19 protein-coding genes and 7 tRNA genes are annotated in these 22024 nt (G+C 54.7%); 17 read left to right on the top strand and 9 right to left on the bottom strand.

All coding sequences use genetic code 11. The features are described from left to right. Positions 1-16: 16 nt before the first annotated feature. The 3 genes from phrB to AC6I8I_RS05510 all read right to left on the bottom strand — a co-directional run bounded on the left by phrB (position 17) and on the right by AC6I8I_RS05510 (position 2766). A complete protein-coding gene (phrB, locus tag AC6I8I_RS05520) occupies positions 17-1441 on the bottom strand; it encodes a deoxyribodipyrimidine photo-lyase (protein ID WP_497828408.1) in 1425 nt (474 codons plus the stop codon). Positions 1442-1453: 12 nt separating this feature from the next. Then, positions 1454-2410: a YbgA family protein gene (locus AC6I8I_RS05515; protein ID WP_312053712.1), complete on the bottom strand. Its 957-nt coding sequence runs from the start codon at positions 2408-2410 to the stop codon at positions 1454-1456. A 155-nt stretch (positions 2411-2565) separates the two neighbouring features. Continuing rightward, positions 2566-2766: a DUF2517 family protein gene (locus AC6I8I_RS05510; protein ID WP_031374812.1), complete on the bottom strand. Its 201-nt coding sequence runs from the start codon at positions 2764-2766 to the stop codon at positions 2566-2568. A 257-nt stretch (positions 2767-3023) separates the two neighbouring features. Between AC6I8I_RS05510 and kdpE the strand changes: the two genes are divergently transcribed. Beyond that, positions 3024-3698, top strand: coding sequence for a two-component system response regulator KdpE (gene kdpE / locus AC6I8I_RS05505; RefSeq protein WP_031374811.1), 675 nt, complete (start codon positions 3024-3026; stop codon positions 3696-3698). 39 nt (positions 3699-3737) lie between these two features. On the opposite strand, the gene pgm is transcribed toward kdpE, so the two are convergent. Then, entirely contained in the window at positions 3738-5378 is a 1641-nt protein-coding gene (gene pgm, locus AC6I8I_RS05500; RefSeq protein WP_031374810.1) for a phosphoglucomutase (alpha-D-glucose-1,6-bisphosphate-dependent), read from the bottom strand. A 25-nt stretch (positions 5379-5403) separates the two neighbouring features. Further along, the gene (gene seqA, locus AC6I8I_RS05495; RefSeq protein ID WP_312758066.1) at positions 5404-5952 is read right to left on the bottom strand and encodes a replication initiation negative regulator SeqA; all 549 of its coding nucleotides are present in this window, start codon (positions 5950-5952) and stop codon (positions 5404-5406) included. 250 nt (positions 5953-6202) lie between these two features. Here seqA and ybfF point away from each other — a divergent pair, with 250 nt between their 5' ends. The 4 genes from ybfF (at position 6203) to fur (ending at position 8867) form a co-directional block, all read left to right on the top strand. After that, on the top strand, positions 6203-6967 hold the full coding sequence (ybfF, locus tag AC6I8I_RS05490) for an esterase (protein WP_312758068.1): 765 nt from the start codon (positions 6203-6205) through the stop codon (positions 6965-6967). A 165-nt stretch (positions 6968-7132) separates the two neighbouring features. Then, positions 7133-7408, top strand: a complete 276-nt coding sequence (ybfE, locus tag AC6I8I_RS05485) for a LexA regulated protein (protein WP_069728027.1) — start codon at positions 7133-7135, stop codon at positions 7406-7408. A gap of 132 nt (positions 7409-7540) precedes the next feature. After that, positions 7541-8071, top strand: coding sequence for a flavodoxin FldA (gene fldA / locus AC6I8I_RS05480; protein WP_094119655.1), 531 nt, complete (start codon positions 7541-7543; stop codon positions 8069-8071). Between the two features lie 352 nt (positions 8072-8423). Then, a complete protein-coding gene (fur, locus tag AC6I8I_RS05475; RefSeq protein ID WP_031374805.1) occupies positions 8424-8867 on the top strand; it encodes a ferric iron uptake transcriptional regulator in 444 nt (147 codons plus the stop codon). 70 nt (positions 8868-8937) lie between these two features. Here the strand turns inward: fur and AC6I8I_RS05470 are convergent, their stop codons facing one another. The 3 genes from AC6I8I_RS05470 to nagE all read right to left on the bottom strand — a co-directional run bounded on the left by AC6I8I_RS05470 (position 8938) and on the right by nagE (position 13414). Next, on the bottom strand, positions 8938-9333 hold the full coding sequence (locus AC6I8I_RS05470) for a hypothetical protein (RefSeq protein ID WP_312053703.1): 396 nt from the start codon (positions 9331-9333) through the stop codon (positions 8938-8940). Between the two features lie 233 nt (positions 9334-9566). After that, positions 9567-11234: a glutamine--tRNA ligase gene (gene glnS, locus AC6I8I_RS05465; RefSeq protein WP_312053702.1), complete on the bottom strand. Its 1668-nt coding sequence runs from the start codon at positions 11232-11234 to the stop codon at positions 9567-9569. 152 nt (positions 11235-11386) lie between these two features. Next, positions 11387-13414, bottom strand: coding sequence for an N-acetylglucosamine-specific PTS transporter subunit IIBC (nagE, locus tag AC6I8I_RS05460; RefSeq protein WP_312758071.1), 2028 nt, complete (start codon positions 13412-13414; stop codon positions 11387-11389). A 332-nt stretch (positions 13415-13746) separates the two neighbouring features. Between nagE and nagB the strand changes: the two genes are divergently transcribed. From nagB to AC6I8I_RS05400, 12 genes are all read left to right on the top strand, one after another. Further along, a complete protein-coding gene (gene nagB / locus AC6I8I_RS05455; RefSeq protein ID WP_094119650.1) occupies positions 13747-14547 on the top strand; it encodes a glucosamine-6-phosphate deaminase in 801 nt (266 codons plus the stop codon). 61 nt (positions 14548-14608) lie between these two features. Continuing rightward, positions 14609-15757, top strand: coding sequence for an N-acetylglucosamine-6-phosphate deacetylase (gene nagA, locus AC6I8I_RS05450; RefSeq protein WP_497828407.1), 1149 nt, complete (start codon positions 14609-14611; stop codon positions 15755-15757). A gap of 7 nt (positions 15758-15764) precedes the next feature. Continuing rightward, the gene (gene nagC / locus AC6I8I_RS05445; RefSeq protein ID WP_312053696.1) at positions 15765-16985 is read left to right on the top strand and encodes a DNA-binding transcriptional regulator NagC; all 1221 of its coding nucleotides are present in this window, start codon (positions 15765-15767) and stop codon (positions 16983-16985) included. 40 nt (positions 16986-17025) lie between these two features. After that, a complete protein-coding gene (locus tag AC6I8I_RS05440; protein ID WP_031374799.1) occupies positions 17026-17778 on the top strand; it encodes an HAD-IIA family hydrolase in 753 nt (250 codons plus the stop codon). Between the two features lie 308 nt (positions 17779-18086). Continuing rightward, the gene (asnB, locus tag AC6I8I_RS05435; protein WP_312758074.1) at positions 18087-19754 is read left to right on the top strand and encodes an asparagine synthase B; all 1668 of its coding nucleotides are present in this window, start codon (positions 18087-18089) and stop codon (positions 19752-19754) included. A 219-nt stretch (positions 19755-19973) separates the two neighbouring features. Further along, positions 19974-20050: transfer RNA gene (locus AC6I8I_RS05430), tRNA-Met, on the top strand. Between the two features lie 9 nt (positions 20051-20059). After that, positions 20060-20144 (top strand) — tRNA-Leu (locus tag AC6I8I_RS05425). 22 nt (positions 20145-20166) lie between these two features. Beyond that, positions 20167-20241, top strand: a tRNA-Gln gene (locus tag AC6I8I_RS05420). A gap of 34 nt (positions 20242-20275) precedes the next feature. Beyond that, positions 20276-20350, top strand: a tRNA-Gln gene (locus AC6I8I_RS05415). Between the two features lie 22 nt (positions 20351-20372). Beyond that, positions 20373-20449 (top strand) — tRNA-Met (locus AC6I8I_RS05410). A 6-nt stretch (positions 20450-20455) separates the two neighbouring features. Continuing rightward, a tRNA-Gln gene (locus tag AC6I8I_RS05405) sits at positions 20456-20530 on the top strand. Between the two features lie 29 nt (positions 20531-20559). Continuing rightward, positions 20560-20634 (top strand) — tRNA-Gln (locus AC6I8I_RS05400). A 115-nt stretch (positions 20635-20749) separates the two neighbouring features. On the opposite strand, the gene ubiF is transcribed toward AC6I8I_RS05400, so the two are convergent. Further along, positions 20750-21922, bottom strand: a complete 1173-nt coding sequence (gene ubiF / locus AC6I8I_RS05395) for a 3-demethoxyubiquinol 3-hydroxylase (protein ID WP_312053692.1) — start codon at positions 21920-21922, stop codon at positions 20750-20752. Positions 21923-22024: the final 102 nt, after the last annotated feature.

The raw sequence follows: 22024 nt of genomic DNA, 5'->3' as shown, positions 1-22024 counted from the left end.
TGGCTCCTTGATCGCCTCAGGCCGCACTTTTAGCGCGCTCAAAGGCGTCTAATGTCTTTTTACGTGCGCTCTTATGTTCCACGATCGGTGGCGGATAATCGAGTTTCTTGTGATTTTTCGCGGCCCACAGCAGCGGCTGATGAATATCGCTGTCCGGCACCTCTGCCAGCTCCGGCAGATAGTGGCGGATAAATGCGCCCTGTGGATCAAAGCGTTCACCCTGCGTGGTCGGGTTGAAGATGCGAAAATAGGGTGCGGCATCGGTGCCGGTCGAGGCTGCCCACTGCCAGCCGCCATTGTTCGCCGCCAGATCCCCATCTATCAGCTGCTGCATGAAGTAGCGTTCACCGTCGCGCCAGTCAATCAGCAGGTCCTTAACCAGAAAACTGGCGGTAATCATTCGTAGCCGGTTATGCATCCAGCCAAGCGCGTTGAGCTGCCGCATCGCTGCATCCACAATCGGATAGCCGGTTTTCCCGGTTTTCCAGGCGTCGAAATGGGCGGCTTCAGTCTGCCATTCTACGTTTCGCGTCCAGCCAATAAAGGGCTGGTGTTTGCACAGCGCCGGATACGCGACCAGCAGATGACGATAGAACTCGCGCCAGATCAGCTCATTCAGCCAGCTAAACGCCCGGCTGTTATCCAGCGCATCAGGATGCTCATGCAGCACGCGGTGTAAGCACTGGCGTGGCGAAAGCACGCCGGTCGCCAGATAAACCGATAACCGGCTGGTGCCATCCCGCGCCGGCAGATCGCGCTCGGCCGGATAGTCCAGCACCGGCTGGGTCGCAAACTGCCGCAGGCGCTTCAGGGCTGCCGCTTCGCCGGGCGGAAATAACGTCTGGTCAATACTGTCGGTCGGATAATCGAACGGTGGAATCTCAGCGCTTTCCAGCGGCGCGCCAGGACGCGCTTTCGGCGCGGGCACACACTCCGGCAGGCTTTGCTGCAGGCGGCGGACAAACGCTTTGCTGAACGGGGTAAAAACTTTATACATCGAGCGGTCACCGCTCTGTACGCTGCCAGGCGGCAACAGCAGGCTGTCATCAAAACCCTGACAGATCACGCCCGCCTGATCGAGACGCTTCTCGGCGTCCGCATCGCGCTGGCGTTCGTTGACTTCATACTGATAGTTGTAGAAAAGCTGGTCGACCTGCTGCTGCTGGCAAAAGCTGACCAGGTAATCGACCGCGTCGCCGAAGGTCTCACACGACTGATAATGCAGAGCGATACCCCGCTCGGCCAGCGACGCCGCCAGCAGTTGCAGACTGGCATGAATAAAGGCCGCCTGTCGCGGCGCCATGTCGTGCTGCTGCCACTGTTTCGGCGTGGCGAGATAGAGCGCAATCACCTTTGCTTCACTGTTGCGGCAGGCAGCATGCAGCGCCAGATTGTCGTTGAGGCGCAAGTCGTTTCGCAGCCAGACCAGATGGGTGGTCATAACACTCCTGAATTATTGTCCGTAACGTAAACGCAACGCTTCCGGATAGGGGTCGAAGTAGCGTTGCTCAGCCAGCCATGGATGCGGGAACTCCGCCATGTAGTGCTTCAGAATGGTAATCGGCACCAGCAACGGCTGGGTGCCCTGGCGGTAACGATCTATCAGCGTCGCCAGTTCCTGCCGCTGCGGTGAGCTGAGCTGGCGGCGGAAATAACCCTGAACGTGCATCAGAACGTTGGTGTGATTACGACGCGAGGCGGGTCGTGACATCAGCGCCATCATGCGATTACGGTACTCGAAGGCAAACGCATCCAACGATTCCCACTGGCTCATCGAGGCGACAAACGGCCCCAGCTCGCGGTATTTCTCCTGCGAATGGGCCAGCATCAGTAATTTATAGCGGCTGTGGAAGGCAATCAGGCGGTGACGGGTCAGGCCGCTTTGCCACATCTGATTGAATTCGTGCAGCGCGCAGATCCGGCCAATGAAGTTTTCACGCAGCGCGGGATCGTGCAGTCGCCCATCCTCTTCCAGCGGCAACCATGGCATTTCACGCTGCAGGAATTCGGCAAAAATGCCGGTGCCGGCTTTGCGATTGTTGTTGGTGTCCGGCTCGTAAACCCGCACCCGCTCCATGCCGCAGCTAGGGGATTTGGCGCACAGGATATAGCCTGATAGATGATGCAACGATTTCACGCGCTCGGCTGACCAGTCACGCATCCGATCGGTCACCTCTTCCCCGCCATCTTTGCTGAAGCACAGATGCAGTTCATCATCGCCGTGGTTAACCAGGCGTAAGGCTGGGCGCGGCGTTGGCAGGCCAATCGCCATTTCAGGGCAGATCGGCTCGAAACGCACAAAAGGCGTGAGATCTTCGGTAGCAAAAGTAAGGCGCTTGTGTCCACCGTCAAATCTGACGCTCTCACCAAGCAAGCAGGCACTGATTCCGACCGGGATTTTTTTGCTCATACTTGTACAACCTCCGAAATCTTGTAGAGGTTTAAGTGTAGCGTAAATCAGCCAGGAAGACAGCGTTAAGCCAGGGAAAAGCGCGGTTGTTTTAAGAAAAAACGCAAAAAAAAAAGCCTGGTCCAATGACCAGGCCGATTCAGCAGATGTCCGTCTTACCAGAAAGCGCCGCCAGCGGCTTCTGCTTGCGCCAGCCATACCGGCTTGGCGCTGGTTTTGCACCACATCCGATGCAGATAGCTATAGAAGCGGGCGCGGTCGCGACGGAACAGCATCACGGGTAACGCAACAACGCCGAGAAGGACCACCAGCGTGCGACGCAAAATGATTTTGGAACGTGGATAAGCCTGATACATGGTTATCGCCTCCCGGAGAGTTATAAGGTTCGAATGTGATCTGTGTCTAAGATTACGCCTGATTGTGTAATTTTACTACTCATCAGACCACTTATTTACCCGAAAATGTGTCGTTTAAGAATTCACCTGTAATTAAGTTACATGAATGTTATTTCAGGGTTGCGAACAGGTTTAAATCAACCCAGCGTTGCCGGCACGGACGGCAGAAAAATTTGTTGGTAAAGTAGCGCATCACTGTTTATTCAAGGCAGGTTTGCGTGACCACGGTTTTGATCGTTGAAGATGAAAAAGAGATCCGCCGTTTTGTGCGGCTGGCGCTGGAAAATGAGGCACTGAAAGTGTTTGATGCCGATACCCTGCAGCGTGGCTTGATTGAAGCCGCCACCCGTAAACCCGATCTGGTGATCCTCGATTTAGGCCTGCCAGATGGCGATGGCACCGATTTTATCCGCGACCTGCGCCAGTGGAGCGCGATGCCGGTGATTGTGCTGTCGGCACGCAGCGACGAGCAGGATAAAATCGCCGCGCTGGATGCCGGCGCAGATGACTATCTGACCAAGCCGTTTGGCATTGGGGAACTGCTGGCTCGCGTCCGGGTGGCTCTGCGGCGGCACAGCAGCCAGCAGCCCGACGCCCGCGTCACCTTTGCCGATGTGAGTGTTGATTTTGCTGCACGCCGGGTACAGCGCGGCGGCGAGGAGATTCATCTCACCCCGATTGAGTTCCGCCTGTTGAGTATTCTGCTGAATAACGCCGGCAAAGTGCTGACCCAGCGCCAGCTCCTGAGCCAGGTGTGGGGACCGAATGCGGTGGAGCACAGCCACTATCTGCGCATCTATATGGGGCATCTGCGGCAGAAGCTGGAAGCCAACCCGACCCAGCCGGTGCATCTGCTGACGGAAACCGGTATTGGCTATCGCTTTATGCCATAAAAAAAGGCGCCAGAGACGCCTTTTTCATTGCCCGATTTCTCAGGCGTTTTTCAGTACTTCGCTGACAATCTCTACCGCTTCTTTCTCAATCTGCGCGCGGTGTTCCGCACCCAGGAAGCTTTCACAGTAGATTTTGTAGGCGTCTTCGGTGCCTGACGGACGCGCGGCGAACCAGCCGTTGTCGGTCATCACTTTCAGGCCACCAATCGACGCGCCATTACCTGGCGCAGCGGTCAGACGCGCGGTAATCGGGTCGCCCGCCAGCGTATCGGCGCTCACCATCTCAGGTGACAGCTTCGACAGCGCGGCTTTCTGGGCAGACGTTGCGGACGCCTGCAGACGGTTATAGCTTGGCGCACCAAAGCGCCCGGCCAGTTCATCGTAATGCTGCTGCGGGTTTTTACCGGTGACAGCAGTGATCTCTGCCGCCAGCAGACACATGATGATGCCGTCTTTATCGGTTGACCATGGCGTGCCATCGAAACGCAGGAAAGAGGCACCGGCGCTCTCTTCGCCGCCGAAACCAAAGCTGCCGTCATACAGACCATCAACAAACCACTTAAAGCCAACCGGTACTTCCACCAGCTTACGGCCGATGTCGTTAACCACGCGGTCGATCATTGCGCTGGACACCAGCGTTTTACCGACGGCGACATCCTGGCCCCACTGTGGACGGTGCTGGAACAGGTAATTGATTGCCACGGCCAGATAGTGGTTTGGATTCATCAGGCCTGCCGGAGTGACAATACCGTGACGGTCATAATCCGGGTCGTTACCGAACGCCAGATCGAACTTGTCGCGGTAAGCCAGCAGACCGGCCATGGCGCACTCAGAGGAGCAGTCCATGCGGACCACGCCATCTTTATCCAGATGCATAAAGCGGAAAGTCTGATCGACAGCGTCATTTACCAGCGTCAGATCCAGCTTGTAGTGCTCAGCGATACGCTGCCAGTAAGCAATACCGGAACCACCCAGCGGATCAACACCAATTTTCAGACCGGCTTTCTGAATCGCCGGGAAGTCGATGACCTGCGCCAGACCTTCAACGTAAGGCTGGATCAGATCTTTCTCGACCACGTGGCCGCTGGCCAGTGCCTGATCGATTGGCAGACGTTTAACTTCTTTCAGGCCATCTTTGATCAGCTGATTCGCGCGATCTTCAACCACTTTAGTGACGTTGGTATCAGCCGGTCCGCCGTTAGGTGGATTGTACTTGATGCCGCCATCTTCCGGTGGGTTGTGTGAAGGCGTGATCACAATGCCGTCGGCCAGTGCGCCACCGGCTTTGTTGTGCTCAAGAATGGCGTTAGAGATGGCAGGGGTCGGCGTATAGCCATTATCCTGCTGCACAATCACATCCACGCCGTTCGCCGCCAGCACTTCCAGCACCGACAGGATCGCCGGCTCGGACAGCGCGTGGGTATCTTTACCCACGTAGCACGGACCGGTGATGCCGTTCTTTTTACGCTCTTCGGCAATCGCCTGCGCAATCGCCAGAATGTGCATCTCGTTGAAGCTTTGACGCCCTGCGCTTCCGCGATGGCCAGAGGTGCCAAATTTCACCGCATGTTCCGGGTTCGCCACGTCGGGCTGCAGGACATAATACTGTGAGGTTAATTGTGCAACGTTAATCAAATCGCTCTGCTGGGCGGGTTGCCCGGCACGGGGGTGATTGGCCATTGGCGCTTCTCCCTGACGCTTCAGTTTAAATGGTGCCGCAAACTTTCTCTGTCAGTTCCTGCGGGAACTGCATTGAGAGCATGATGTGTTCGATCATGCTGCATTTGCGACCGGTATTGGTATTGGTGATCACCCAGTACGGTGTGCCGGGTACATGCTTCGGCTTAGTATGGGTGCCATTTTGCAACAGCGTATGCTCATCACCCGCAAAATAGACGCGGGTACGGCCCTGCAGTGATGCAGTTGCCTCAGCAAAGGCTGCAGTATCAAGACGATAGAGCGTTGACAAGATTAGCATAAAGCGATTAACCGCCCGCTTCTGCTCCGCATATTCATCAGAAAGCATCAGTTCACGCATGGCGCGTACCCGATCCTGCGGACGTGATCCAGCCACGGCAGGCTGAGCTTCTTTCGCCGCACCGGGGGTCGCATTTTGCGCCGGCGCAGCGGGTGCTGCCTGACCGGCCGTGAACTTCAGCATACGACGCAGAATGTCGGATGCGCTTTCACCAATGTGTTGCGTGTGGCTGGCAATATAACGGTAGAGCTCTTCGTCAACTTCGATCGTTTTCATCTTATTCCGTACGGTTCTTTCTCATGACAGAACCACTTGTTTCCTGAAAAGCCCTAAGCAATGTTTGGCGATTCGAAGGGTGAGCGGGTTCTAACATGAGGATTATAAAGTTAAATTCAGGCGGGTTGTTAGCAATCAAACGGTTTACGGGCAAAAGTCAGAATATGTCCTAATGCCGCCGGAACCGGCGCGCCTGAAAAGGTGAATCCATGATAACCTAAGCTTAGGTCTCAAACTTAAGAACTTTGCCATGATTTTGAACGCCCGTCTGCAAACTGAACAATCCCCGACTGATTCCCTGCCCATCCTGCTGATCCACGGTCTGTTCGGGACGCTGGATAACCTTGGCGTGCTGGCTCGCGGGTTAAAAGATGCCGCGCCGGTGCTGCAGGTTGATGTCCGCAACCATGGATTATCACCGCGATCCGCTGAGATGAACTACGCTGTGATGGCACAGGATATGTTAGAGACGCTGGATGCACACGGCATCGATCGGGTGGCGGTAATCGGTCATTCGATGGGCGGCAAAATTGCCATGACCATGAGTGCGCTGGCGGCCGATCGTATCGAACGACTGGTGATGATCGATATCGCCCCGGTGGATTATCAGACCCGCCGCCACGATACCATTTTTGCGGCGATCCGCGCGGTGACGGAAGCGGGCGTCACTTCCCGCAGTGAAGCCGCGCAGGTGATGCGTGGTCTGCTTGATGAAGAGGGTGTGATTCAGTTCCTGCTGAAATCTTTCCAGCAGGGCGAATGGCGCTTTAACGTGCCGGTATTGTGGGATAACTACGCCACCATTTCGGGCTGGCAGCCGGTTCCCGCCTGGCCGCATCCGGCACTGTTTATTCGCGGCGGTGACTCCAGCTATCTGGATAACCAGTACCGTGACGCGTTAATTACGCAGTTCCCGGCGGCCCATGCACATGTGATCAGCGGCGCGGGACACTGGGTGCACGCCGAAAAACCTGATGCCGTATTACGCAGCGTTCGTCGCTTTTTTGCGCTTTAAAAGCAAATACCTGGCGGCAAATGTTTAGGATTGGCGTCCGGAGTTAGCGTGGAGTATGATGGCGCGCTAAAATTTTGCCGCCGGTCATTTTGCCGCGGTAACGGCCAATAATTTATAATCTGCGCGGCGAGCGTCTGGCGCCCGCACATTCAGTTTCACTAAGCCATGGCAAAAGAACACACTGACCGCACGACGCTCGATCTGTTTGCTGATGAGCGCCGCCCAGGTCGACCCAAAACCAGTCCGCTTTCGCGTGATGAACAGCTGCGCATCAATAAGCGCAATCAACTGAAACGTGACAAAGGGCGCGGGCTTCGTCGTGTCGAACTGAAAATGAACAGTGAAGCCGTCGAAGCGCTCAATACGCTGGCAGAACAGCGCAATCTCAGCCGTAGCGAATTGATTGAACAAATGCTGCTGGCGCAACTCAAACTGGATTAATGCGGGCAAAACGCACGCAGAGGCAAATGTCGAGGCTTTAACCGTTCCGCGGGTTTGTCTCGTCTGCTATTATTCGCTGAAATGTGCTGCGGCACACATCTCATCATCAGGATTTAAGAGGTTATTTTACTCATGGCACTCGTAGGCATCTTCTTTGGCAGCGATACCGGCAACACCGAAAACATTGCAAAAATGATCCAGAAACAGCTGGGTAAAGACGTTGCAGAAGTCCACGACATCGCGAAAAGCACTAAAGAAGATCTGGAAGCGTTTGACATCCTGCTGCTGGGTATCCCGACCTGGTATTACGGTGAAGCGCAGTGCGACTGGGATGACTTTTTCCCGACGCTGGAAGAGATCGATTTTAACGGCAAGCTGGTTGCCCTGTTTGGCTGTGGCGATCAGGAAGATTATGCCGAGTACTTCTGTGACGCGATGGGCACCATCCGCGACATCATTGAGCCGCACGGCGCAGTGATCGTCGGCCACTGGCCAACCGAAGGTTATCACTTCGAAGCATCAAAAGGCCTGGCTGACGATACCCACTTCCTCGGCCTGGCGATTGACGAAGATCGCCAGCCAGAACTGACTAATGCGCGCGTTGAGCAATGGGTTAAGCAGATTTTTGATGAACTGCAGCTCAAAGAGATCCTCGAAGCCTGAAGGTAGCCGACTCAATGTGAGCGCCAGCTCACATTGAGGCAACGGAAATTCCTATAGAAATAATAGCCACATTTTTTTAACTTTCTTCGTTTAATCTGTAGAATACCCGCATCGATCTTCCGCTTATTTTCTCTGGCAGCAGATAGGACTAAGCGAAATGTTAACAGACTCCTGCAGAAATCCTCCCCGGCTCGGTGACGTATCCCTTACAGCCCATGGTGATTTAGGCACTCCCCTCGGTTTTCATTTCACTGCATCAGTTCTATAATGAGACGCAAATGAGAATGGGCAAAGATCGACATTCAAGGCCAAGCGCCACAAAAGTGAATATAAGTAACAGGACAAAATCCGCATGACTGACAACAATACCGCATTAAAGAAGGCTGGCCTGAAAGTCACGCTGCCCAGACTGAAAATTCTGGAAGTGCTTCAGGAACCTGAGTGCCATCACGTCAGCGCGGAAGATCTGTACAAACGCCTGATCGACATCGGCGAAGAAATTGGTCTGGCCACGGTTTACCGCGTGCTGAACCAGTTTGATGATGCCGGTATTGTGACCCGTCACAATTTCGAAGGCGGCAAATCGGTGTTTGAGCTGACTCAGCAGCATCACCACGATCACCTGATCTGTCTGGACTGCGGTAAAGTGATTGAGTTCAGCGACGAGTCGATTGAAACCCGTCAGCGTGAAATCGCTACCCGCCACGGCATCAAGCTGACCAACCACAGCCTCTATCTGTATGGTCACTGCGCGCTGGGCGACTGCCGTGAAGATGAGACGCTGCACGATCAGTAAGTCTGACGCAGGCTGAAATAAAAAAACCGGTGAATTCACCGGTTTTTTTTTATTCTTTTTCCGCCGTCAGTCAGGCAACCAGGGTTTCCTGCAGGTAACGCCAGCGCGGAATCGAGGTGCTGTAATCCAGAATCGCCAGGGCGATGCGGCTCTGATTATTGCCGTTCAGCATCTGCATCTCACGGTACTGCACGGTGACCTCTTTCTCCTGATGGGAAATGACCATGTGCTCGCAGGTGGCGATGCGCATCCCTTCCCGCTGGCCCTGCAGCTGACGGAAAAGATCTTCGACTTCATTCAGGTTCAGTTGAGTTCCGCGCGGGGTAACCATGCGAAATTCAGGATGAAAATAGGACATCATCAGCTCAAAACTATCATCAGACCCGGCGGGTTGATTGAAAATACGTTCAATAAGCTGATGTAAAACGACGACACTGTGTTTGGCTTCCTGGGCGAGAACGGTCATTTTTTTTCCTTATATCACTCGCTGAGCTATGTCTGAGACGGCATAGCCTACCTGAAAGCGGATAATTCACATCTGGTAATTGATTAATTTTTTTAAACTCAGATTTCTCTCACAATTTCGTAACAACCACTCCAAAATGGCGACAGCACAAACCTCGGTGATGGCAAAAATCAGGACAATAAAAAAGGGCGATACCTCGCCCTTTTGCCATTTTATCAGGTCAGCACCAACGATTATTCGCCAGCTTTAGTCCAGGTATCGCGTAGGCCAACGGTGCGGTTAAACACCAGCTGTGACGGCTTCGAATAGACGCTGTCAGCGCAGAAGTAACCTTCACGCTCAAACTGGTACGGCGTGGTTGCTTCCACGTCACGCAGACCTGGCTCAACAAAGCCCTGTTTGATAGTCAGCGATTCTGGATTGATCACCGACAGGAAATCGTCGGCTGCGCCCGGATTTGGCACGCTGAACAGGCGATCATACAGGCGGAACTCGGCTGGCTGCGCGTGGTCTGCCGACACCCAATGGATCACGCCTTTGACCTTGCGGCCATCAGCAGGATCTTTACTCAGGGTATCCACATCGCTGGTGCAGTAGATGCAGGTGATGTTGCCCGCTTCATCTTTTGCCACCCGCTCAGCACGGATCACATAGGCGTTGCGCAGGCGAACTTCTTTGCCCAGTACCAGACGCTTATATTGCTTGTTGGCCTCTTCACGAAAGTCCGCCCGGTCGATCCAGATCTCACGGCTGAAAGGCACCTCACGCGTGCCCATCTCCGGTTTAGACGGATGGTTAGGCATGGTGATGGTTTCGTGGTGGCCGGCCGGCAGGTTTTCGATCACTATTTTCACGGGATCGAGCACCGCCATAGCACGCGGCGCATTCTCATTGAGATCGTCACGGATGCACGATTCCAGCGACGCCATCTCCACAATATTGTCCTGCTTGGTGACGCCAATACGGCGGCAGAACTCGCGGATTGAGGCAGCGGTGTAACCGCGACGGCGTAAGCCAGAAACGGTCAGCATGCGCGGATCGTCCCAGCCCTCAACGTGCTTCTCGGTCACCAGCTGCGTCAGTTTGCGTTTTGACATCACCGCATACTCAAGATTCAGGCGCGAGAACTCATACTGACGCGGGTGCACCGGAATAGTGATGTTATCCAGCACCCAGTCATACAGACGACGGTTGTCCTGGAACTCCAGCGTACAGAGTGAATGGGTAATCCCTTCCAGCGCATCGGAGATACAGTGGGTAAAGTCATACATCGGATAGATGCACCACTTGTTACCGGTCTGGTGGTGTTCAGCGAACTTAATCCGGTAAAGCACCGGATCGCGCATCACGATAAAGTTTGAGGCCATATCGATTTTGGCGCGCAGGCAGGCAGTGCCTTCGGCGAACTCACCGTTTCGCATTTTCTCAAACAGCGCCAGGTTCTCTTCTACGCTGCGATCGCGATACGGGCTGTTTTTGCCCGGCGCAGTCAGGGTGCCGCGGTATTCGCGGATCGCTTCCGGGCTCAGCTCATCGACATAAGCCAGCCCTTTATTGATCAGTTCGATGGCATAGTTGTAGAGCTGATCAAAATAGTTTGATGAGTAACAAACCTCACCGCTCCACTCAAAGCCCAGCCATCTGACGTCACGCTTGATAGATTCAACGAACTCCATATCCTCTTTGACCGGATTGGTATCGTCGAAACGCAGATTGCATTGCCCCTGGTAATCCTGGGCGATGCCAAAATTCAGACAGATCGATTTCGCATGACCAATGTGCAGATAGCCATTGGGCTCCGGCGGAAAACGGGTATGCACGCTGCTGTGCTTACCGCTCGCCAAATCTTCGTCGATGATCTGACGAATAAAGTTAGTTGGGCGGGCTTCAGCCTCACTCATCTCAAAAATCCTCAATACGAATAGCGGGTGATATGTACCACGAAGTAACGGAGTATGATCCACAAAGCGCCAGAGGGAAACAACCGTTTGTTCAGGCTTTAAAACAAAAAAGGCAGGAATCGCTTCCTGCCTTGTGGGTTCTGCTGCGGGGATTAGCCTTTCACTTCGTACAGTGGGGTTTCACCCGCCACCACCTTACCGCTGGCCAGTAACGTCAGGCCGGCAAAATCATCGCTGTTGCTGACCACCACCGGACTGACCATCGAGCGGGCATTGGCGTTGAGGTAATCCAGATCCATCTCCAGTACCGGCTGACCGGCTGCCACGCTGGCACCCTCTTCTACCAGACGGGTAAAGCCTTTACCCTCCAGCGCCACGGTGTCCAGCCCCATGTGGACCACAATCTCAACCCCGTTGTCGGTTTCCAGACAGAAGGCGTGATTGGTATTGAAGATTTTCACCAGCGTACCGGCAATCGGTGCCACCACCCATTTGTCGCTCGGCTTGATTGCCAGACCGTCGCCCACCGCTTTGCTGGCAAAGGCTTCGTCCGGCACCGCATCCAGCGCAACGACGTCACCGCTCACCGGTGCCAGCAACGTGGCGATAACCCGCGACTCACTGTTCAATACTGCCTGCGGCTTAACGGCTGCTGCCGGTGCTGCTGCATTGCTGCTGGCGGCGGCTACTGGCCCTTTGGTCAGCACTTTTTTCATCGCCGACGCAATGCCTTCAGCCTGAGTACCGACAATGATCTGTACGCTCTGCTTGTTGAGGCGAATCACCCCAGACGCGCCGAGACGTTTAGCCACGCTTTCATTCACCTGTGCTGAATCATTCACGTTAAGACGCAGGCGGGTAATACAGGCATCAATGCTGGTTAAGTTGTCTGAGCCGCCTACCGCGCCAATATAACGACGCGCCAGCGTTTCAGTCGCACTTTCACCGTTATCGGTTTTATCGACGTTGACGTCATAACCATCACTTTCGTCACCGGCGACCGCCAGCTCACGGCCCGGCGTCATCAGGTTGAATTTTTTGATGGTGAAACGGAACACCACATAGTAGATGACGAAGAACACCAGACCCTGCGGGATCAGCATGTACCAGTGCGTCGCCAGCGGGTTACGGGTCGACAGCACCATATCCACCAGCCCGGCGCTAAAGCCAAAGCCGGCAATCCAGTGCATGCTGGCCGCGATGAAGACAGAAATACCGGTCAGCACGGCGTGGATCAGATACAGCACCGGTGCCACGAACATGAAGGAGAACTCCAGCGGCTCAGTGATACCGGTGAAGAAAGCTGCCACCGCTGCCGCCAGCATGATGCCACCAACTTTGGCGCGGTTTTCCGGCCGTGCACACTGGTAAATTGCCAGCGCCGCACCCGGCAGACCGAACATCATGATGGGGAAGAAGCCCGCCTGATAGCGACCGGTGATGCCGACAGTTGCCGATCCATCAGCCAGTGACTGTGCGCCGCCGAGGAATTTAGGAATATCGTTAATCCCGGCCACATCAAACCAGAACACGGAGTTCAGCGCGTGATGTAAACCCACCGGAATCAGCAGACGGTTAAAGAAGGCGTAGATACCGGCGCCGGCTGAACCCAGCTTCTGAATATGTTCGCCAAAGCTGACCAGACCGTTGAAGACAACCGGCCAGATATACATCAGAATAAAGGCCACTAAGATCATCAGGAACGACACCAGAATCGGTACCAGTCGGCGTCCGCTGAAGAAAGAGAGCGCTTTAGGCAGCTCGACGTGGCTGAAGCGGTTATAGACTTCCGCCGAGAGAATACCGACCAGGATGCCGACAAACTGGTTTTCAATTTTGCCAAAGGCAGCAGGTACCTGCTCCAGCGGTATTTTCTGAATCATCGCCACCGCAGCTGGCGAACAGAGTGTGGTCACCACCAGGAACCCGACGAAGCCGGTCAGCGCCGCTGCGCCATCTTTGTCTTTGGACATCCCGTAAGCGATACCGATAGCGAACAGCACCGACATGTGTTCGATGATCGCGGCACCGGACTTGATAAACAGCGCTGCCAGCGCATTGCCTGCGCCCCAGCTGACTGGATCAATCCAGTAACCGACCCCCATTAATATCGCTGCCGCTGGCAGGGTTGCTACCGGCACCATCAGTGCACGGCCAACGCGTTGTAAGTAACCTAACATTTACCCTTTCCCCCTATGAGCCTGGCTTGTCGCTCTGCGCCGCTTAATATTGTTATGTCGGCTGCAAAGACCTTATGACACTTCATATCACGCAGCGAAGTGTAATGATAAATTAATTCGCCTCGCAAATTAAAACCACCATAACTGTGACTTTTATCACCAAAAAACATCGATTGATGCGGCAACATCTGGCTATAGCCGCAAACTTATTTTATGATCCGAAATATTAAGGCGCACTCAGACCGTGGCGGGATGTCAGAATCCGTTTAGGCTGATGAGTAACGCAATGGATTCGCGCGCCCCCCTTTCCATTTTCCTAATTGAGGTGAAACATGAGACTGATTCCTTTAGCTACACCAACCCAGGTCGGCAAATGGGCAGCACGCCATATTGTGAACCGGATTAATGCCTTTAACCCAACGGCAGACAAACCCTTTGTGCTGGGCTTACCGACCGGCGGTACGCCGCTCGAAGCTTACAAACACCTGATTGAGATGCATAAAGCGGGCCAGGTTAGTTTCAAACATGTTATCACTTTCAATATGGATGAATATGTTGGCCTGCCAAAAGAGCATCCGGAAAGCTACCACAGTTTCATGTATCGCAACTTCTTTGATCACGTTGATATTCAACCAGAAAACATCAATCTTCTGAATGGTAATGCGCCGGATATTGACGCAGAATGTCGCCAGTACGAAGAGAAAATCCGCGCGCTGGGCAAAATTCACCTGTTTATGGGCGGCGTCGGCAACGATGGACATATCGCCTTTAACGAACCGGCCTCTTCGCTGGCTTCGCGTACCCGGATTAAAACCCTGACGCATGACACCCGCGTGGCAAACTCGCGCTTCTTTAACGGCGATGTCGATCAGGTTCCAAAATATGCGCTGACGGTGGGTGTCGGCACCCTGCTGGACGCGGAAGAAGTGATGATTCTGGTAACCGGCCACGTTAAAGCTCAGGCGCTACAGGCGGCGGTCGAAGGCAACGTTAATCACATGTGGACCATCAGCTGCCTGCAGCTGCACCCGAAATCGGTGGTGGTGTGTGACGAGCCGGCCACCATGGAACTGAAAGTGAAAACCGTGAAGTATTTCCGCGAGATGGAAGCGGAAAATATGAAAGGCGTGTAACTAAAAATTTGTCGTACCTGCTGTTGCTCTGGCAGCGGCAGGTCAGGACGGGAGAGAAGAGATGTTCGTATTAGTTAATGGCCGGATTTATAGCGGCCACCAGATTCTGGACAATCACGCGGTGGTGATTGCCAACGGGCGCATCGACCGCGTGATCCCTCGCGAGTCGCTGCCTGCAGACGTGGAGCAGCGTGATGTGTCTGGCGCCATTATTGCGCCCGGCTTTATCGATCTGCAGCTCAATGGCTGTGGCGGCGTTCAGTTTAATGACGACATCGACGCGCTCAGTGTAGAGACGCTGGAAATTATGCAGCGCGCCAACGAAAAGTCAGGCTGCACCAGCTTTTTACCGACGCTGATCACCAGCAGTGACGAATTAATGCAGCGGGCGATTGAAACCATGCGCGCTTATCTGCAAAAGCATCAGCATCAGGCGCTCGGGCTGCATCTGGAAGGTCCGTGGCTGAGCAAAGCGAAGAAAGGCACCCATAATCCGGCGCTGATCCGCCTGCCCGATGCCGCCATGGTGCAATACCTGTGTGAAAACGCAGATGTGATCACAAAAGTGACGCTGGCGCCGGAAAATGCCGGCAGCGAGGTGATTCGTCAGCTGACTGAAGCGGGTATCATCGTCTCCGCCGGGCATTCAAACGCCACTTACGAAGAAGCCAAAGCGGGCTTTTCCGCGGGCGTCAGCTTCGCCACGCATCTGTATAACGCCATGCCGACCTTTGCCGGTCGTGAACCGGGTCTTATCGGTGCGCTGTTTGATTCGCCTGATGTATACTGCGGCATTATTGCGGATGGTTTACATGTCCATTACGCTAACGTTCGCAATGCGAAGCGCATTAAAGGCGACAAGCTGATCCTGGTAACGGATGCCACGGCACCGGCTGGTGCGGCGATTAGCGAGTTTATTTTTGCTGGTAAAACAATCTATTATCGTGACGGGCTGTGCGTTGACGAAAACGGAACGCTGAGCGGTTCTGCCCTCACCATGATTGAAGCAGTACAGAACAGTGTGGAACATGTTGGCATTGCACTGGATGAAGCGTTGCGCATGGCGTCACTTTACCCGGCACGGGCGATGGGCGTGGAAAAGCAGTTAGGCTCGATCGAAGCAGGAAAAATCGCGAACCTGACTGTGTTTACGCGCGACTTTAAAATCATTAAGACGTTTGTCAACGGAGACGACGTCCTGAGCGAGTAAGCACTGAATGACCACTGGCGGCCAGTCACAAATAGGAAATGTCGATCTTGTTAAGCAACTCAATAGTGCGGCCGTTTACCGGCTGATTGATCAACAGGGGCCGATATCGCGCATTCAGATTGCCGAACTCAGCCAGCTTGCGCCCGCCAGCGTCACCAAAATTACCCGTCAATTGATAGAGCGCGGATTGATCAAAGAGGTGGACCAGCAAGCCTCTACCGGCGGTCGCCGCGCTATCTCCATCATTACTGAAACCCGCAATTTCCATACCATCGGCGTCCGGCTTGGACGCAACGATGCGACCCTGACGCTGTTTGATCTGAGCGGAAAATCGCTGGCGCAGGAGGATTATGCGCTGCCGGAACGCACCCAGGAGACGCTGCAGCATGCGCTGTTCAACGCCATCAGCGCCTTCATTGAGCAGCACCAGCGCAAAATACGCGAGCTGATCGCGATTTCGGTGATCCTGCCCGGGCTGGTTGACCCGATTAACGGGGTGATCCGCTATATGCCGCACATCGCTGTCAGTCACTGGCCGCTGGTCGCCAGCCTGAAAGAGCGCTTTCGCGTGACCAGTTTTGTCGGTCACGACATCCGCAGCCTGGCGCTGGCTGAGCACTACTTTGGGGCAAGCCGTGACTGCGCCGACTCCATTCTGGTGCGCTTACATCGCGGCACCGGGGCCGGTATCATCGCCAACGGGCATATTTTTCTCGGCAGCAACGGTAACGTCGGTGAGATTGGCCATATTCAGGTCGATCCGCTGGGCGAACGCTGCCACTGTGGTAACTTTGGCTGCCTCGAAACCATCGCCGCCAACGGCGCGATTGAGAATCGGGTGCGTCATCTGCTCAATCAGGGCTATCCCAGCGTGCTGACGCTGGAGGCGTGCCAGATGCCGCAAATCTGTAAAGCGGCTAATCAGGGTGATGCGCTGGCCTGCGAAGTGATCGAATACGTCGGCCGCTACCTCGGTAAAGCTATCGCGATTGCCATCAACCTGTTTAATCCGCAAAAAGTGGTGCTGGCCGGTGAAATCACCGATGCAGAAAAAGTCCTGCTGCCGGCGATTGAAGGCTGCATTAACACACAGGCGCTCGCCGCCTTCCGCAAAAATCTGCCGGTGGTGCGTTCGACCTTAGATCATCGTTCGGCAATCGGCGCCTTTGCGCTGGCAAAACGTGCCATGCTTAACGGCATTCTGCTGCAACATCTTCTCGAAGAATAAGCTCAGCCTGCCACTCTGGCGGGCCACATCGGATCTGACTATGACCATTAAAAGCGTAATTTGTGATATTGATGGCGTGCTGATGCACGACAACACGGCAGTTCCCGGCGCACAGGAATTTTTGCAGCGCATTCTGGCGAAGGAGATGCCGCTGGTGGTGCTGACTAACTACCCTTCGCAAACCGCGCAGGATCTGGCCAACCGTTTCGCCTCGGCGGGCGTAGAGGTGCCGGACTCGGTGTTCTACACTTCGGCGATGGCCACGGCAGACTTTCTGCGCCGTCAGGAAGGCAAAAAAGCCTATGTGATAGGCGAAGGTGCGCTGATCCACGAACTCTACAAAGCCGGCTTTACCATCACCGATATCAACCCTGATTTCGTCATCGTCGGGGAAACGCGCTCGTTTAACTGGGACATGATGCACAAGGCAGCTTTTTTTGTCGCCAACGGCGCGCGGTTCATCGCCACCAACCCTGACACCCATGCGCGCGGCTTTGTGCCGGCCTGTGGCGCGCTGTGTGCCGGCATCGAGAAGATTTCCGGTCGCCGCCCGTTCTACGTCGGCAAACCGAGTCCGTACATTATGCGTGCCGCCCTGAACAAAATGCAGGCGCACTCGGAAGAGACGGTGATTGTCGGTGACAATCTGCGCACCGATATTCTGGCCGGTTTTCAGGCCGGGCTGGAGACGGTGCTGGTGCTGTCGGGCGTATCAACCTTAAGCGATATTGATGCCATGCCGTTCCGGCCTGACTGGATCTACCCTTCAGTCGCGGACATTGACCTGTTCTGATGCCTTTTTCTTATGACGCATCGGGCTAAAGCGTGATGCGTTCCCTCTTTTCGACCGATTACCCGCCCTCTCTTTCGGCTAAAATTCAGCCAGAAAATGCATTTCATTACCGATCCGACAATAAAAACGTTGTTAAATTGTGGTTTATTCAATTTTATTGCCATGACAACAATCTTTTTATCAGTAAATCGCGATTCCTCTTGCATTGAATGCACCAAATAGCGCATTTTCTTATACATCACGCAGCGTCAGGCTGCCGGACAAACGCAAAAGATAACATCGCCGTAAGGTGAGCTCAGGAGTCAGTTATGTGTTCAATTTTTGGTGTGCTGGATCTGAAAACCGATCCTGTTGAGCTGCGCAAAAAAGCGCTGGAATGTTCACGCTTAATGCGTCATCGCGGCCCGGACTGGTCTGGTGTCTATGCTGATGACCATGCAATCCTGGCGCATGAACGTCTCTCAATCGTTGACGTCAACAACGGCGCACAGCCGCTGTACAACGCCGACCACACTCATGTTCTGGCGGTTAACGGCGAAATCTATAACCATCAGGCACTGCGCGCAGAATTGAGCGATCGCTATCAGTTCCAGACCGGATCTGACTGTGAAGTCATCCTGGCGCTGTATCAGGAAAAAGGGGTCGATTTCCTCGACGATCTGGAAGGCATGTTCGCTTTTATCCTGTATGACAGTGTAAAAAACACTTACCTGATCGGCCGCGATCACATCGGTATCATCCCGCTCTATATGGGTAACGATGAGCATGGCAACCTGTATGTCGCGTCAGAGATGAAAGCGCTGGTGCCGGTCTGCCGTTCAATCAAAGAGTTCCCGCCGGGCAGCTACCTCTCCAGCACCGATGGCGAAATCCGTCGTTACTGGCAGCGTGACTGGATGGAATACAAAAACGTAGAGCACAACACCACCGACGCTGCGGGCCTGAAGCATGCGCTGGAAGAGTCAGTAAAAAGCCATCTGATGTCAGATGTTCCTTACGGTGTGCTGCTGTCGGGCGGACTCGATTCGTCAATCATTTCTGCCGTCACCAAGCGCTTTGCCGCTAAGCGGGTCGAAGATCAGGATAAAAGTGATGCCTGGTGGCCGCAGCTGCACTCGTTCGCAGTGGGCCTGGAGGGATCGCCCGATCTGAAAGCGGCTAAATCCGTGGCGGAACATCTCGGCACCGTGCACCACGAAATTCATTTCACCGTGCAGGAAGGTCTGGATGCGATTCGCGATGTGATTTATCACATTGAAACTTACGACGTCACCACCATCCGCGCCTCCACGCCGATGTACCTGATGTCACGTAAGATTAAAGCGATGGGCATTAAGATGGTGCTGTCGGGTGAAGGCGCAGATGAAGTGTTCGGCGGCTACCTCTACTTCCATAAAGCGCCGAACGCCAAAGAGTTCCACGAAGAAAACGTGCGTAAACTGCAGGCACTGCACATGTTCGACTGCGCCCGTGCCAACAAGGCGATGTCAGCCTGGGGCGTGGAAGCGCGTGTGCCCTTCCTGGATAAAAAATTCCTCGACGTAGCGATGCGCATCAACCCGGCCGACAAAATGTGTGGCAGCAACGGCAAAATGGAGAAGCACATCCTGCGTGAATGTTTCTCTTCATACCTGCCGGAAAGCGTGGCGTGGCGGCAGAAAGAGCAGTTCTCAGACGGCGTTGGTTATAGCTGGATCGACTCCCTGAAAGAGGTTGCCGCGAAGCAAATCAGCGATCAGCAACTGGCCACCGCGCACTTCCGTTTCCCGTTCAACACGCCGGGTTCGAAAGAAGCGTATCTGTATCGTGAAATTTTTGAAGAGCTGTTCCCGTTACCGAGTGCGGCAGAGTGCGTGCCAGGTGGTCCATCGGTGGCCTGCTCCTCAGCCAAAGCGATTGAATGGGACGAAGCGTTTAAAAACATGGACGATCCATCCGGTCGCGCGGTGGGTGTGCATCAGTCAGCCTATAAATAGCCGTATCAGAAGAGATGAAAAATGGGCCGTTTAAGGCCCATTTTTTTTATCATCTGCGTTGTATTCACTGAAAAATTGTTGAATAAACCGCCAGCCTGGTCATAAGCCAGTCAAACAGCGGTTATCAGCAAAAAAACGGCAAAAAACTTGTTGACGCTGTTAAGTCAACTCCGCATAATGCGCCCCGCAACGCCGATGAAGGTTACGCGAAAAAAAGATGGCTACGTAGCTCAGCTGGTTAGAGCACAGCACTCATAATGCTGGGGTCACAGGTTCGATTCCCGTCGTAGCCACCATCTTTTTTTGCGGGAGTGGCGAAATTGGTAGACGCACCAGATTTAGGTTCTGGCGCCGCAAGGTGTGCGAGTTCAAGTCTCGCCTCCCGCACCATTTCATTATTCGGCAGCATGGATGGGGTATCGCCAAGCGGTAAGGCACCGGTTTTTGATACCGGCATTCCCTGGTTCGAATCCAGGTACCCCAGCCAATTTCGATGAATCTCGTGGCTGCGAGTGGACGAATGGGATATCGCCAAGCGGTAAGGCACCGGTTTTTGATACCGGCATTCCCTGGTTCGAATCCAGGTATCCCAGCCAGCATCGAAATGCAGTACAATTTGGCTACGTAGCTCAGCTGGTTAGAGCACAGCACTCATAATGCTGGGGTCACAGGTTCGATTCCCGTCGTAGCCACCATATTATTGGGGTGTCGCCAAGCGGTAAGGCACTGGTTTCTGATACCAGCATTCCGGGGTTCGAATCCCTGCACCCCAGCCACACAAAAGACAATTTGAATTAACACCTATTGGGGTGTCGCCAAGCGGTAAGGCACTGGTTTCTGATACCAGCATTCCGGGGTTCGAATCCCTGCACCCCAGCCAAATTGCACAACAAAGCCCGCTTTTGCGGGCTTTGTTGTTTTTGTGCTTTCCGGTCAGTTGCCGGTCAGGGTAGCGGCCCGCCTTATCACGAGCCGTATTACACCATCAGGCTGATTTACAATCCCAGCGCATAGCGCAACACCTGACGCTTCAGCACGCCGGAATGTTCGGCGGCGATCAACCCAAGGTTACGCGCAAAGCGCAGCGGTGCCAGCTGATTGCTGAAGGCGAAATAGAACAGATCCATTCCGCCCTGCATCAGCATATTGTCGGTGCGACGCTGACGCTGATAGCGCTGCAATATCCGCTCAGCCGCCCAGTCTTCCGCCGCGCCGCGCGCGCTCACCAGCACCTCAATCAACGCATCAATATCGCGGTAACCGAGATTAACGCCCTGCCCCGCCAGCGGGTTGATGGTGTGTGCCGCATCGCCGACCAGCGCCAGTCCTGGCAGCACGTAACGCGCCGCATGACGCCGCACCAGCGGGAACCCGCCCGCAGCATGGGCTTTAAACCGCCCCAGACGCGCCGGGAAGTGGCTGGCAATCTCTTTTTCCAGCTGAGTCAGCGCCATCGTCTGCAGCTGGCGTATCCGTGCAGGCGCGTCGTACCACACCAGCGAGGCGCGGTTGTCATACAGCGGCAGAAAAGCGCGTGGCCCCTGCGGAGTGAAATGTTGCCAGGTAGCATCGCCGGCCGGATGTTCACAGCTAACGCTGATCAGCAGGCAAGACTGCGCATAGCTCCAGCCGTGGATGCCAATCCCCGCCATCTGCCGCACCTGAGAGTTAGCGCCATCTGCACCCACCACCAGCCGGGTATGCAGCGTCTCGCCGCCGCTCAGGTCAACGCGCCAGCCGCCATTCTCCTGCTGCAGGTTCGCCAGCGTGGCCGGACAGCAGAGCGTAACCCCCAGCGCCTGCATCTCTTCCCACAGCGCCCGTTGCAGCACGCTGTTTTCCACCATAAAGCCCAGTTCCGGCAGCCCGAGCGAGGCGGCATCGAAGCTGACCTGCGCGGTTTGCCATTCCCAGGTTTCCAGCTTGCGATACGGCGCGCATCGCATCGCCTCAACCCGCGACCAGACGTTAAGCTGCTTGAGTAACGCTACCGATGACGAGCCGATGGCCGAGATCCGCAGATCGGGATCGCTCTCTGCTGCAAAAGGGGCCGGTTCGGCGCGCTCAATCACCGCCACGCGGAACTGCTGCTGCGTCAGCCCACACGCCAGCGCAGCACCCACCATGCCACCACCGACGATCACCACATCAAACTGGTTATCCTGCATTGCTTATATCCTTCTTCTTTTCCCGCCAGCCTGCACAACACGGGTCTGATTAAAGCAAAGTGTACCGGAAAAAGAGTGGCACGATCAGAAAAGCCCTTAGGC

It is taken from the genome of Pantoea sp. X-Soil-YNGN-775, from assembly GCF_059730575.1.
Note: the sequence above shows the minus strand (reverse complement) of the source record. Positions and strands in the feature narration are given on the sequence as shown.